Genomic DNA, 13,464 nt, shown 5'->3' on the forward strand with positions numbered 1-13,464 from the left:
GGCCGCGCACGCGCGCCGCCGGTCGGGCGGCGGGCCGCGGCGCGCGGCCGCAATCTGCCCGCATCCTAGCATTCCGGCGGGGCCGCAATCGACCGGTACGCCGGGAAGTTGCGAACCGCGCATCGTCGTCCGTCCTGTCATCGCCCCGTCACGGTCGCCGCAAGTCGAGCGTGAACGGGAATTCGCGGCTCGGCGCGGCAGCCGCGACATCCATCCGCCCCGGCGTATGCCCCATCTCGACGAAGCGAGCGAGCCGGCGGCTCTCGGCTTCGTACGCATTGACCGGGAACGTCGCGTAGTTGCGCCCGCCCGGATGCGCGACGTGATAGCGGCAGCCGCCGAGCGAGCGCTGCAGCCACGTATCGACGATGTCGAACGTGAGCGGCGCGTGCACGCCGAGGGTCGGATGCAGCGCGGACGGCGGCGACCACGCCTTGTAGCGCACGCCCGCGATGTATTCGCCGACGGTGCCGGTCGGCTGCAGCGGCAGCGCTCGGCCGTTGACGGTCACGACGTGCCGGTTGTCGTTCAGCCCCGTCACGCGTACCTCGAGCCGTTCGACTGACGAATCGACGTAGCGCACGTTGCCGCCGGGCGCGCCCTCCTCGCCCATCACGTGCCACGGTTCCAGCGCGCCGCGCAGCGACAGCTGCATCCCGTTCACCGCGATCTGGCCGAACAGCGGGAAGCGGAATTCGAAGTGCGGCGCGAACCACGCCGGATCGAACGCGAAGCCGGCATCGCGCAGTTCGGTCAGCACGTCGTCGAAATCCATCTGAAGAAACTCGGGCAGCATGAAGCGGTCATGCAGCGCGGTGCCCCAGCGCGTGAGCGGCGTGGTGTACGGCGCGGCCCAGAAACGCGCGACCAGCGCGCGCAGCAGCAGTTGCTGCACGATGCTCATCCGCGCATGAGGCGGCATCTCGAACGCGCGCAGTTCGAGCAGGCCGAGCCGGCCGGTCGACGAATCGGGCGAATACAGCTTGTCGATGCAGAATTCGCTGCGGTGCGTGTTGCCGGTCACGTCGATCAGCAGGTTGCGCAGCACGCGGTCAACCAGCCACGGCGGCATGTCCTGCCCGAACAGCAGCTTGTTGCGCTGGATCTCCGCGAACGCGATGTCGAGCTCGTAGAGCTGGTCGTTGCGCGCTTCGTCGACGCGCGGCGCCTGGCTCGTCGGCCCGATGAACAGCCCCGAGAACAGGTAGGACAGCGACGGATGGTTGTGCCAGTACGCGATCAGGCTCGCGAGCAGGTCCGGGCGGCGCAGGAACGGGCTGTCGGCCGGCGTCGCGCCGCCGAGCACGAAGTGGTTGCCGCCGCCGGTGCCGACATGGCGGCCGTCGACCATGAACTTCTCGCTGCACAGGCGCGACTGCCACGCGGCGTCGTACAGGAATTCGGTGTGATCGACCAGTTCGTCGAAGTTCTTGGCCGGATGGATGTTCACCTCGATCACGCCGGGATCGGGCGTCACCTGCAGCAGCTTCAGCCGCGCGTCGCGCGGCGGCGGATAGCCTTCGAGCACGAGCTTCACGCCGAGCGAATGTGCGGTCAGCTCGATCGCGCCGAGCAGCTCCAGATAATCCTCGAGCGCGGCGAGCGGCGGCATGAACAGGTACAGGATGCCGTTGCGCACTTCGACGCACAGCGCGGTGCGCGTGATCCACGCGGCCGACTCGAAGCGCTCGGGGCGGCGACTCGGGTCGCGCGCGGCCGCCCGCCCGTTCCCGGCCGTGCCGTCGTCGCGCCACTGCATCACGGTCTGCGCGGCCGCCTCGCGATGCACGCCGGACAGGTAGCGCGGCGCATCGGCCGGGCCCGCGTAGCGCGCACGGATCGCGGCGGCGTCCGGCAGCGCGTCGCGCGGCGCGAACGGGTCGCGCTCGACCAGGTACGGATAGTCGGCGCGACTCGCCCACGGCAGCGAATCGAGCGGCAGCCGATAGCCCATCGGCGAATCGCCGGGCATGAGGTACATCCGCTCGTCGCGGAAGAACCACGGGCCGGTTTGCCAGCGCGGCCCGTCGAGGCCCGGCGTTTCCTCCGTGCGCTTGACCGGCAGCACATAGCCGACCACGCTGTCGAGCTGCTGCTCGAACACCTTGCGCAGCCGCGCGCGTTCGAGCTCGTCGTCGAGCCGCGAGTCGAACGGATCGACGTTGACCGGCAGCCGGCGCTCGCGCCACAGGTAGTACCAGACGTCCTCGTAGCCGGGCCGGATGAATTCGCCGGTCAGGTTCAGCCGCGCGGCCAGCGCGTCGATGAAGCGCTTCGCGTCGTCGGTCGTATAGGCGGACGGCTCGCGCTCGTCGGCGAACAGCGACGGATCGTGCCACACGGGCTGGCCGTCCGCGCGCCAGAAGATCGACAGCGCCCAGCGCGGCAGTTGCTCGCCCGGGTACCACTTGCCCTGCCCGAAATGCAGGAAGCCGCCGTCACCGTATTCGGCGCGCAGCCGCTGCACGAGCTCGGTCGCGTAACCGCGCTTGGTCGGGCCGAGCGCGTCGGTGTTCCACTCGGCGCCGTCGCGATCGTCGATCGATACGAAGGTCGGCTCGCCGCCCTGCGTGAGCCGCACGTCGCCGGCCGCCAGCGCGCCGTCGACGTGCGTACCGAGCGCCAGCACGGCGTCCCATTGCGAGTCCGTATACGGCTTCGTCACACGCGGCGATTCGTACACGCGCGTCACGCTCATCTCGTGCTCGAACGACACCTCGCACTCGTCGATCAGCCCCTCGACCGGCGCGGCGCTGGTCGGCTGCGGCGTGCAGGCCAGCGGAATGTGGCCCTCGCCGGCGAGCAGGCCCGAGGTCGGGTCGAAGCCGATCCAGCCGGCGCCCGGCAGGTAAACCTCGCACCACGCGTGCAGGTCGGTGAAGTCGACCGACGTGCCGCTCGGACCGTCGAGCGATTTCACGTCGGGCGTGAGCTGGATCAGGTAGCCCGACACGAAACGCGCGGCGATGCCGAGATGACGGCACAGCTGCACAAGCAGCCACGCACTGTCGCGGCACGAGCCGGAGGCCAGCTCGAGCGTCTGCTCGGGCGTCTGCACGCCCGGCTCCATTCGCACGAGATAGCCGATGTCGCGCTGCAGTTGCTGGTTCAGCGCAACGAGGAAATTCACGGTGCCAGCCGGCGTGAGGTCGACACCGTCGAGATACGAGCGGAACAGTTGCGACGCGCTCGTCTGCGGGTCGCACACGAGATACGGCGCGAGTTCGGTCTTCAGTGCATCGTCATAGCTGAACGGGTATTGCTCCGCGCTGGCTTCGAGGAAGAAGTCGAACGGGTTGTACACCGACATCTCGGCGACGAGATCGATCGTGATCTCGAAGTGCTCGGTGCGCTCCGGAAACACGAGCCGCGCGAGATAGTTCGCGAACGGGTCCTGCTGCCAGTTGATGAAGTGCTGCGCGGGCTCGACCGTCATCGAATACGCGAGGATCGGCGTCCGGCAGTGCGGTGCCGGCCGCAGCCGCACGACCTGCGGGCCGAGGTTGACGAGCCGGTCGTAGCGATAGCGGGTGGTGTGATGCAGCGCGACGTGGATGGACATGGGAGCTCGGTTCGGGTTGGGCCGGCCGCGCGCCGCGTCGCGCTCGATGCGACGCGGCGGCCCGGCCTGGCGGGTTCGGCGAAAACGCGCGCGAGGTCAGACGAGTTCCGGCGTCTGCACGACGCTGATCTCGACGCCGACGGCCGTCGCGCCGAGCCCCGTCACCGGCTGCGCGTCGCGATAGTCGAGGCCGACCGCGATGCGCACGTAGCGCTCGTCCGGGCAGCGATTCATGAACGGATCGAACCCGACCCAGCCGAGCCCTTCGACATAAGCCTCGGCCCACGCGTGGCCGGCCGGCTGCTGCGTCAGCCCGGCCGCCTGCGGCTGCGCGCCGAGCGCCGGCTGCGGCAGCCCCTGCGACTGCGCGGCATGCGACGCGCCGAGCACCTGCTGCATGCCCTCGCCGCTCTGCAGCGCGAGCGCTTCTTCCTCCTCGTCGCTTGCGTTCTGCTTCGCGTCGGCAATGCGCTGCATCGCGCTGTCCGCCAGCACGTAGCCCGAGATATAACGCGCGGGGATCTTCAGCACGCGCGCGGCCGCGATGAACGCATGCGCATGGTCGCGGCTCGTGCCCTCGCCGCTCTGCAGCGCGGTCTCCGCATCGACGGGGGCTTCGGCGGCCAGGTTCGGCGCATATGCGATGCGGTCGTGCACTTCCGTCATCAGCCAGTGCAGCGCGTCGAGGCTGCGCGGCTCGATCGGCAGCGCTTGCGCGAGCGCGCGCACGGTGTCGCCCGCCTTCGTGAGCGCGGTCTCGCGCTCGAAGATCCACGGCGGCGCATACCCTTCAGGATTGCCGATAATGCCAGAGCGGTCCTGCGTCTCGACGACGCCTGCCGCGATGACGACGATCTCGGCCTTCGCGCCGCGGTCGTGACGCACGAGGTCGATCCGGTTGCCGAGCCCGTCGGCATAAGACAGTGTCGGCTCGACGCCGTCGATCGTGACCTGCCACGCGCGCACCGTCTGCCCGGGGCCCGACTGCGGGCGCAGCCGCAGCCGTTGCAGCGCATGGGTGGCTTGATCGTCGAACTGATAACGCGAGATGTGTCGGATGGCGAGTCGCATGGCAATTCTCAGTCGAAGTTGTAGGCCTGGGCGATTTCGAGCCCGAGGCTGTTGTTGCGGCCGATGAAGTCGGTCAGGAACTCGTGCAGGCCGCTCTTGAAGATCCGCTCGACCGAGGTATCGGACAGCATTTGCAGGATCTTCGTGGCCGTGTCGTGACACGGATGTGTCACGCCGTAATCCTTCGCGAGCAGGTTCAGGCTCGACACGACGCGCCCGTAGCAATAGCGCAGCGAACGCGGCATGCGGCCGTTCAGGATCAGGTAGTCGGCGATGTTCATCGGCTTGTACTGCACGTCGTACACCCAGCGGTACGAACGGTGCGCGGCCACGCAGCGCAGGATCGTCTCCCACTGGTAGTTGTCGAGGATCGTGCCGACGTGCGACACCGACGGCAGCAACAGGTGGTATTTGACGTCGATGATCCGCGCGGTGTTGTCCGCGCGCTCGACGAACGCGCCGATCTGCGCGAAATCGAAAATCTCGTTGCGCAGCATCGTGCTGTAGAAGCTGCCGAGGATCAGCGCGGTTTCGCGCTTCACCTGGTCGAGCACGGCCGGCAGTTCGCTCTCCGGCACCGGCTGCGCCAGCGCGCGGCGCAACGCGAGCCACGCGCCGTTCACGCTCTCCCACGCTTCACGCGTGAGCGCCGTGCGCACCATCCGCGCATTCGAGCGCGCAGCCTCGATGCACGACAGCACGCTCGACGGGTTGTCGCGATCGCGCAGCAGGTAGTCGGTCACGGTATCGGCCGCATACGCATCGTATTTCTGCCGATAGCCGTCGTCCGTGCCCGAGCTGACGAGCACCGACGACCATTCGGCCGGCGCGTCGGACGTGCGCGTGAGCGCCATCCGCAGCCCGGCATCGACGATGCGCGCGATGTTCTCCGCGCGCTCGATATAGCGGTACATCCAGTAGAGACCGCTTGCAGTACGTCCCAGAAGCATCTCGTGTCCACTCCGTCTTCGTTCGGTTGGCACCCCGGTCGCGGGGCGCGCGGTCGCGTCCGGCTCAGTCGGCCAGCACCCAGGTGTCCTTGGTGCCGCCACCCTGGCTCGAGTTGACGACGAGCGATCCTTCCTTCAGCGCGACGCGTGTGAGCCCGCCCGGCGTGATGCGGATCCGGTCCGACACCAGCACGAACGGCCGCAGGTCGACGTGGCGCGGCGCGAGGCCGGCTTCGGTCAGGATCGGCGTCGTGGACAGCGCGAGCGTCGGCTGCGCGATGTAGTTCGCGGGGCGCGCGCGCAGCTTCGCGGCAAAGGCCTCGAGCTCCGCCTTCGACGCGCACGGCCCGACCAGCATCCCGTAGCCGCCCGACCCGTGCACCTCCTTCACGACCAGTTCGTCGAGATGGTCGAGCACGTACTTCAGGCTGTCGGCCTCGCCGCAGCGCCAGGTCGGCACGTTCTCCAGCAGCGCCTTGCGGCCCGTGTAGAACTCGACGATCTCCGGCATGTACGAGTAGATCGCCTTGTCGTCGGCGATGCCGGTACCGGGCGCGTTCGCAATCGTGATGTTGCCCGCGCGGTAGACGTCCATGATCCCCGCGACGCCGAGCACCGAATCGGGGCGGAACGTGAGCGGATCGAGGAACGCGTCGTCGACGCGGCGGTACAGCACGTCGATCGGCCGGAAGCCCTCGGTCGTGCGCATCGCGACGCGGCCGTCGACCACCTGCAGGTCGCTGCCCTCGACGAGGTGCACGCCCATCTGGTCGGCGAGAAACGAATGTTCGTAGTACGCGGAATTGTGGATACCGGGCGTCAGCACGGCGATGGTCGGATTGTCGGCGTTGCCGCCCGGCGGGCACACGGCCGCGAGCGACTGGCGCAGCATCTGCGGATAAGTCTCGACCGGACGCACCTTCACCTGCTGGAACAGCTCCGGGAAGAGCTGCATCATCGTCTCGCGGTTTTCCAGCATGTACGACACGCCGGACGGCGTGCGCGCGTTGTCTTCCAGCACGTAGAACTCGTTCTCGCCGGTGCGCACGATGTCGACGCCGATGATGTGCGTGTAAACGTTTCCGGGCGGCCGGAAGTCGATCATCTCCGGAACGAACGCTTCGTTGTGCGCGATCAGGTGCTTCGGCACGATGCCCGCGCGCACGATTTCCTGGCGGTGATAGATGTCGTCGAGGAACGCATTGAGCGCCATCACGCGCTGCTCGATGCCGAGCGACAACCGGCTCCATTCGGCACCCGAAATGATGCGCGGGACGATGTCGAACGGAATCAGCCGCTCGGCGGCTTCCGCGTCGCCGTAGACGGCGAACGTGATGCCCGTCTTGCGGAACACGCCTTCCGCGTCGTGGGCCTTCTGGGCGAGGCTCGCGGGATTCTGCGTGTCGAGCCACTGCTTCAGGCGCGCGTAGGGCGCCCTTACCATGTCGCCGGATTGCAGCATTTCATCGAATGGCTTCATCGATCTTTTCTCCATCGATCGTTTTCCCCGGCATTGCGCATGCCGGACCGGCGTAACGACTGCGTCGCAAGGAACGTGCCTTGCGCGATCCCCTCGATAATCCCCCCTTTTTGCGCCGCGCCAGGCACGCCCGCGCGGCATTGCGCACCATCGCGGTGCAGCGCCCGACGCAACGGGCGACGACGGTGCGTCGCCGGCGCGCACGGTTCATGCTGCGCCGCGTCTTGCGAACATAGTTCCCCCGCGTGTCATGAATGTGCAATCTGCACTGCACAAAAAACGGCCCGCCCGGGCGCCGGGCCGCGCCGAAATGAAGGGATGGGAAGGCGGGCCGGCACGCGCACGGCGCAGCCGGCCCTGGGGGGAAGTACCGTCTGCGGCCGCACCGGCAGTTCGACGCGATGAACTGTCCGGTTAGCCGGGTCCGGCACCTCAACGCTATGCAGCCGTAATCCCGCCGACAATGCCCATGCATATTTCGACTGACACCCATCGAAAAAAAACATCGGCCCGACCGGCGCGAGGCGCGGTACGCTAAGGGGCCTGTTCGTGCAGCAAAGCGGCGCCACCCTTCAGGCGCCGGACTATAAAAAGCGAAGATCGAAATGGAAGCAAAGTGGCTGGAAGATTTCCTGAGCCTTGCGGATACCAAGAGCTTTTCCAAGGCCGCGCGTAACCGGCACCTCACGCAGTCGGCATTCAGCAGACGAATTGCCGCGCTCGAAACCTGGATGGACGCGAAGCTGGTCGACCGGAGCATCAACCCGATCACGCTGACGCCCGCCGGCCAGATGTTCCGCGGGCTCGCCGCGGACATCCTGCGCAGCATGTATGCGGCGCGCAATCTCGTGAACGGCTACGACCAGTTTGCGGCCAGCGACCAGGTCGTGCGTTTCGCGGTCGCGCACACGCTCGTCTTCACGCTGTTTCCCGAGTGGCTCAAGCAGCTCAACGGCGAGGTCGGCCACGTGACCGCACGCGTCAACGCGGTGAACGTGCCGGAAGGTGTGCAGCAGCTCGTCGAAGGTGAATGCGACCTGCTGCTCGGCTATCACCATCCTCAGTTGCCGATCGTGCTCGACCCGAATCACTTCCCGTTCGTCAGCCTCGGCGTCGAACGGATCCTGCCCGTGTCGACGCCTGACGCGCGCGGCAAGCCCGTGTTCCAGCTGCCGGGCACCCCCGATGCCCCGCTGCCGCTGCTCGCGTATTCGTCGGGCGCGTTTCTCGGCAACATCGTCGAGATGCTGCTGCTGAATGCCACCGAGCCGTACGTGCTGCACCGGTGCTTCGAGACGCACATGTCCGAGGCGCTGAAGGGCATGGTCGTGGCCGGGCACGGAATCGGCTGGCTGCCGGAAAGCTGCGTCGCGAAGGAGCTTGCGGAAGGCACGCTCGTGTGCGCGGGTTCCGGCGACTGGATCACCGAGCTCGAAATCCGCCTGTATCGATCGGCCCGCAAGCGCGGGCTCGCGGCCGAGCAACTGTGGACCTACATCATGAACCGGCCGCGTGCGGCGGTCGAAGGTACCGGCGAACCCGCGGTCGCGCCGGCCATGCGCATCGCACGCCGCAGCGCGGGCGGCAGCCGCTGATCTTCGCGCGTTCGCGTTGGCGTTCGCGTCGTGTCCGTCGGCGACGCGAGCGCAGTTGTCGTGTCGGGCAATCATGCGCCCGCCTGCTTCCGCGTCGCGCCAATTCGCGGCGAACGCAGCCTGCTTTTCAACGGCAATCAATCCACGGCCCGCGAAATTACTGCACCGGACCCGTAATCGATATCAGATGAATCGCAAACGTTTGCAGTTCAATATCTAATTTTTACCCCTGCATTTTCACGATCCGGATATTCCGTCTGATTTTCCGACCAGAAATAATCTGTTACAGAACAAAATAAAAGTTTCGATTTATCCGAGACAACCCAGAATATCAAAAACGTCGCACCCTTATTTCGAATTGCGCAACCTGTATCCGGGCCGTCATCGTTTTGCCTCGAACACAGCCGCAAAAATTCCTTTTATCAGTCGTTACTTTTCGGCATGAATGTCGATACCTCCGACGTGATTCAATGCGTACGCGATCATTGCTACCGAAAGCAATATTCATATCTTGCAAGATCGACTTTCTTCAGCGGCAAGTGGCTCAGACGAATTCGTCGTTATCCTATTTAAATAGGATGTTATAACCCCGTGCCATTCAGGCCACATGCGGTTGTTGGTTCAAAAACCGTCGTGTATCAATAGCGTGTCGCAAAAAGAACGCTGGCAAATCTGACTCGGAGTTAATGCGTTGCCATTGACTCCGGATGGGAGGTTGCAATGTCTTCCTCGTTTCGACAGCATGCTTGCCCTTTCCTGAGCGTCGTCATCGCCACGCTCTGCATGAATGCCATGGCCCAGGCACCCGCGTCGGGGTCGGGTACCGGCCGCTACGTGATTTCCTATATCTGCGGCGACGCGCGGATCGACGGTACGGCACCGCTTCCCCCCGATGGCCGTCCGTACAACCTGGGCGTGTCGTTCGCATCGGCCCGGACCGGGCAACCGCTTTCCAACGTGCAAGTGCGCCTGCGGCGACACGGCCGTGTACTGGTCGAATTCAACGCATCGGGATCGCGTTGCCTGTTCAGCGTGCCGGATGCGAGCTACCGGGTCGAAGGGACTTATCAGGGGGCCATGCAGTTCGCGATCGTCGAAACGGGCGACCTCGCCACGCAATTGCGCTGGTGAGCGCAACGTCAACCCGCCCCGATCGCTTCATTCACCGCAGCGTATCGAATCGAGGAGCATTGCATGACTCCTGCAGAACGAACGGACCGCGCCCCGGACACCCAGCCGAAACCCTCCTGGGGCCCGGGTAAGAACGCAGCACTCAGCTTCGTCGCGTTTGCCACGATCTTCGGCATCTTCGCGTACGCCGAGCGGGACACGACGGTCGGCCATGCAAGCGTGACGCACGACATCTCCGGCGTGATCCGAACCGCGGTCGGAAAGTACCGCCAGTCGATCATGACCATGGCCGCACGCGCCACCGGTGCGTCCGGAACTTCCGTCGCACGCGAGCCGGATTCGTCAAACGTGCAGGCCACGCAGCCGCTGCAGGTCGTCTCGGCTTCGGCTGCGCCCGACGGTTCGACCTTGCCGCCCGTTACGCGCGCGGTCGAACCGGAAGCCGCACCGCGGTCCGCGCCACGTACTACCTCGCAGCACCGCCCGTCGCCGCATGCACCGCCCGTGACACTCGCGGCCAGCACGCAAGCGGCATCGTCCTACGGTCGCGCCACCACACGGCACGGCGCCGTGCATCGCGCCCTGCGTACCGAAATGCTGGCAGGCACGAGCAAGCGCATGGACTTCGCACCCAAACCCCGGCCGTACGGCACCGACACCGCGCACATGCAGACGGCAAGCATCACGCGCGCGGAACTGGAAGGTGCGCGTGCGCTGGCGAAGGCGCGCTCGTGCGCGGTGATCGACGAATGGAACTGTGTGGAACACAACGCGAGCCGGGCGCTCGCGATCGACCCGAAGAACAGCGAATCGCGCGCGTTGCTCGGTCAGGCGATCCGCAACCGGCTCTGAGCCGGTTCCGCATCGCCGGGCATGCGCAGCCCGGCCGCGCGACCCGCGACGACGTGCGTCGTCTGGCGCGCAACCGATGTGATCGTTTCGAAAGGAGGACACCACGTGGCCAACAATCGTCAACAGCCATGCACGACCGTCGCTCCGTCCAACCGGCGGATCCTCCTGCATGCGCCGCTGGTGTTGCTGCTCGTCGCGTCCGGCCCCTGCTTCGCCGCCGATGGAGAGACGGAACCGGGCCGCGTCAACGCAATCGCCGGGACCAACGACGCGCCGGATGCGCCGCCGCGCGACCGGCAGCCAACGGTCGTGTCGATCCAGATTGCCGACGCCGAGGTCGCCCCGCCCCCTCATGCGCCGACGCCGATCGCGCAGGCTTCGGATGCGTCGATGCAGATCGCGCAGGCATCGAGCCCGCAGCCGCCGGCCATGCCGACCACGGTCGTGGTGGAACCGGAGGCGCCGCAATCGAACGACCCGGTGCCTGGCGCGCGATCGCCGATTGCGCCGAATACGCCCGCGGCGGTCGCGCAGGCACCGGAGGCGCCGATGCTGCTTGCGCAGGCCGAGAACGCCCGATCGCCCGATGCGCCGACGCTTCCCGCCGCGATGATGTCCGACACTGCTACAGCCTCCTCGCCTGCGCCGGTCGTGCCGACTTCCGACACCCCGCCGAAGGTCGCACAAGCCCAGGCCGCACCCACCGCGCCGTCGATTGCACCGACGCTAACCGCGCAGGCATCCGGCACCCCGATGCCGAACTCGCCTGCACCCGTTCCCCAGATGCCTGCTGCGCCACCGCCGTCGCCTCCGGCGCCGAATTCGCAGACACCCGGCGACCCGTTACCCGACGAACCGACACAACGATCACAAGGGCCTAACGTCGAGACCCCGAATGCCCAGGCGCCGAATCTCCGTACCGCCGATGTCGAGACCGTGCGCAACGACGTGTTCGGCCTCGCGGCGAGCGGCGGCGCGATCAAGGCACTCGACGAAGCGAAAGCACGCCCCGATGCGTTCTCCGCCGTCGACATCGCGCAACTCGAAGAACTCGCGATTCGCCAGCAGGTGCGCGGCGGACGCGACAAGTCGCGCGCGATGACGAGTTCCGACCGTTTCGACGGGATCGACAACGCGCTGCGCGCGGCGGACGATCTCGACAAGCGGATGCCGGCCACGCCCGAGTACACGCCGGTCCGCACGGCGCTCGCGGGCGACCGCACGGTCGCCTATGCGGCGCGCGGCGACATGAAGACGGCCGTCACGACGTTCGAGACCATTCCGTCCAACGCGGAGATCTCGATCGATGCGCTGTCTGCCGTCGGCGACGCGTACCTGTACCTGAGCGAACCGGGCAAGGCGAACGCCGTGTACCAGCGCGCGCTGAAGCAGGCAACCGCAGCGCCGACGGACCGCGCGACCCGCGGCTTCCAGTACGGTGCACACACGCGCCCGATCGAACTGCGCGAAGGGCTGTTCTGGTCGTACGTCGACCAGGGCCGCGCGGCGGACGCGAAGCAGGCGCTCGATGACATGGGTGCGTCGCTGCCGCCGGCCAAGGAGATCAGCACCTATGGTCCGGAAGAAAGCGACTATCTGCGCTACTACCGGCTGCGCGCGCAATACCTGATCTTCACGGGTCACGTCGATCAAGGGATCGCCACGCTCGAGGCGCTCGAGAAACAGGTGCCGTTCAACGCGGAGATCCGTGCCGCGCACGCCGACGCGGTGTCCGGCCAGTCGCATCCCCGCCAGGCGATCGCGATGTATCGCGCGTCGCTGACCGACCACCCGGACAGCGTCGAAATGCTCGCGGGCCTCGGCCGCGCGTCGCTCGCGGCCGACGACTACGCAACCGCGAAGAACGTCGACCAGACCCTGGACAACACGTTCCCGGACAGCGGTGCCGTGCGCGGCTTCAAGCGCGACTACAACGCGTACCGCAGCCCCGTGTTCACGACCGACCTGAGCTACGAGCACGGCAACAGCGCACTGGCCGACAACAGCTTCACGTCGGACAGCTATGTGTATTCGCAACCGTTCGGCGACAACTGGCGCGTCTTCTCGCATACGTTCTTCGGCTATGCGCAGACCGACGTCGGCAACCTCAGCCGCACGCGTACCGGCATCGGCGGCGACTACCGTCACGGGCCGCTCACGGTCCAGGGCGAAGTCACGCGCTCGCTCGGCACGGACGGCCGAACCGGTGGCCGCGGGTCGATCGCTTACGCGCTGAACGACTACTGGACCGTCAGCGGCTCGCTCGACACCAACGACAACTCGCTGCCGTGGAAAGCGTATGCCGCGCACATCTGGGGCCGCTCGGCGAACGTCTCGGTGGTGTATCGCCAGAACGACCGCCGCGAGGTCAAGCTGAGCTACGGCGTGAGCCGCTACAGCGACACGAACCTGCACCAGGAGATCTCGGCGACCGCCACGCAGCGCGTGTACACGACCGCCAACCAGCAGGTCAACGTCTCGCTGGATCTCGGCACCGACAGCAACACGCGCCAGGACGCGCCCTACTTCAACCCGGGCCGCGACTATGCGGCCGCGGCGACCGTCATGCACCAGCTGACCCTGTGGAAGAAGGGCGACATGGGTCTGCAGCAGCGTGTCTCGGTGTCCGGCGGCGTGTACAACGAGCGCGGCTTCGGCACCAGCCCTCTGTGGAGCGCGCGCCTCGAGCACGCGTGGACGTTCAAGAACGACATCACGCTGAGCTATGGCGTCGAGGTCAGCAGCCACGCGTACGACGGCGAGCGCGAACGCTCCGAAACCGGCTTCATGTCGGTCAACCTGCCGTTCTAGCAAGGAGATCGA

9 protein-coding genes are annotated in these 13,464 nt (G+C 66.7%); 5 read left to right on the plus strand and 4 right to left on the minus strand.

Going from position 1 to position 13,464, the window contains the following annotated elements:
- Positions 1-148 precede the first annotated feature (148 nt).
- From BDI24065_RS26515 to BDI24065_RS26530, 4 genes are all read right to left on the minus strand, one after another.
- Positions 149-3,562 (minus strand): DUF2126 domain-containing protein, encoded by a 3,414-nt coding sequence (locus tag BDI24065_RS26515; protein WP_175033767.1) that lies wholly within the window; start codon positions 3,560-3,562, stop codon positions 149-151.
- 96 nt (positions 3,563-3,658) lie between these two features.
- Positions 3,659-4,633, minus strand: coding sequence for a transglutaminase family protein (locus tag BDI24065_RS26520; protein WP_175033768.1), 975 nt, complete (start codon positions 4,631-4,633; stop codon positions 3,659-3,661).
- Between the two features lie 8 nt (positions 4,634-4,641).
- The gene (locus BDI24065_RS26525) at positions 4,642-5,583 is read right to left on the minus strand and encodes an alpha-E domain-containing protein (RefSeq protein WP_174910732.1); all 942 of its coding nucleotides are present in this window, start codon (positions 5,581-5,583) and stop codon (positions 4,642-4,644) included.
- Positions 5,584-5,647: 64 nt separating this feature from the next.
- Complete coding sequence (locus tag BDI24065_RS26530; RefSeq protein ID WP_175033769.1) at positions 5,648-7,063, minus strand: circularly permuted type 2 ATP-grasp protein; 1,416 nt, start codon at positions 7,061-7,063, stop codon at positions 5,648-5,650.
- 605 nt (positions 7,064-7,668) lie between these two features.
- Between BDI24065_RS26530 and BDI24065_RS26535 the strand changes: the two genes are divergently transcribed.
- From BDI24065_RS26535 to pgaA, 5 genes are all read left to right on the plus strand, one after another.
- Entirely contained in the window at positions 7,669-8,658 is a 990-nt protein-coding gene (locus tag BDI24065_RS26535; RefSeq protein ID WP_175033770.1) for a LysR substrate-binding domain-containing protein, read from the plus strand.
- Positions 8,659-8,688: 30 nt separating this feature from the next.
- The gene (locus tag BDI24065_RS26540) at positions 8,689-8,835 is read left to right on the plus strand and encodes a hypothetical protein (protein WP_175033771.1); all 147 of its coding nucleotides are present in this window, start codon (positions 8,689-8,691) and stop codon (positions 8,833-8,835) included.
- 543 nt (positions 8,836-9,378) lie between these two features.
- On the plus strand, positions 9,379-9,789 hold the full coding sequence (locus BDI24065_RS26545; RefSeq protein ID WP_175033772.1) for a hypothetical protein: 411 nt from the start codon (positions 9,379-9,381) through the stop codon (positions 9,787-9,789).
- Positions 9,790-9,852: 63 nt separating this feature from the next.
- Positions 9,853-10,641 (plus strand): hypothetical protein, encoded by a 789-nt coding sequence (locus BDI24065_RS26550; RefSeq protein ID WP_175033773.1) that lies wholly within the window; start codon positions 9,853-9,855, stop codon positions 10,639-10,641.
- 105 nt (positions 10,642-10,746) lie between these two features.
- Entirely contained in the window at positions 10,747-13,452 is a 2,706-nt protein-coding gene (pgaA, locus tag BDI24065_RS26555; RefSeq protein WP_175033774.1) for a poly-beta-1,6 N-acetyl-D-glucosamine export porin PgaA, read from the plus strand.
- The last annotated feature ends 12 nt before the right edge of the window (positions 13,453-13,464 follow it).

Origin of the sequence: Burkholderia lata (genome assembly GCF_902499025.1) — a bacterium.
GTDB lineage: Bacteria > Pseudomonadota > Gammaproteobacteria > Burkholderiales > Burkholderiaceae > Burkholderia > Burkholderia lata_C.

Excerpts from the sequence above, each read along its gene's own strand:
- BDI24065_RS26525 (WP_174910732.1), bottom strand. The coding sequence starts at position 5,583 with ATGCTTCTGGGACGTACTGCAAGCGGTCTCTACTGGATGTACCGCTAT.
- BDI24065_RS26515 (WP_175033767.1), bottom strand. The coding sequence starts at position 3,562 with ATGTCCATCCACGTCGCGCTGCATCACACCACCCGCTATCGCTACGAC.
- BDI24065_RS26530 (WP_175033769.1), bottom strand. The coding sequence starts at position 7,063 with ATGAAGCCATTCGATGAAATGCTGCAATCCGGCGACATGGTAAGGGCG.
- BDI24065_RS26545 (WP_175033772.1), top strand. The coding sequence starts at position 9,379 with ATGTCTTCCTCGTTTCGACAGCATGCTTGCCCTTTCCTGAGCGTCGTC.
- BDI24065_RS26520 (WP_175033768.1), bottom strand. The coding sequence starts at position 4,633 with ATGCGACTCGCCATCCGACACATCTCGCGTTATCAGTTCGACGATCAA.
- BDI24065_RS26535 (WP_175033770.1), top strand. The coding sequence starts at position 7,669 with ATGGAAGCAAAGTGGCTGGAAGATTTCCTGAGCCTTGCGGATACCAAG.
- BDI24065_RS26550 (WP_175033773.1), top strand. The coding sequence starts at position 9,853 with ATGACTCCTGCAGAACGAACGGACCGCGCCCCGGACACCCAGCCGAAA.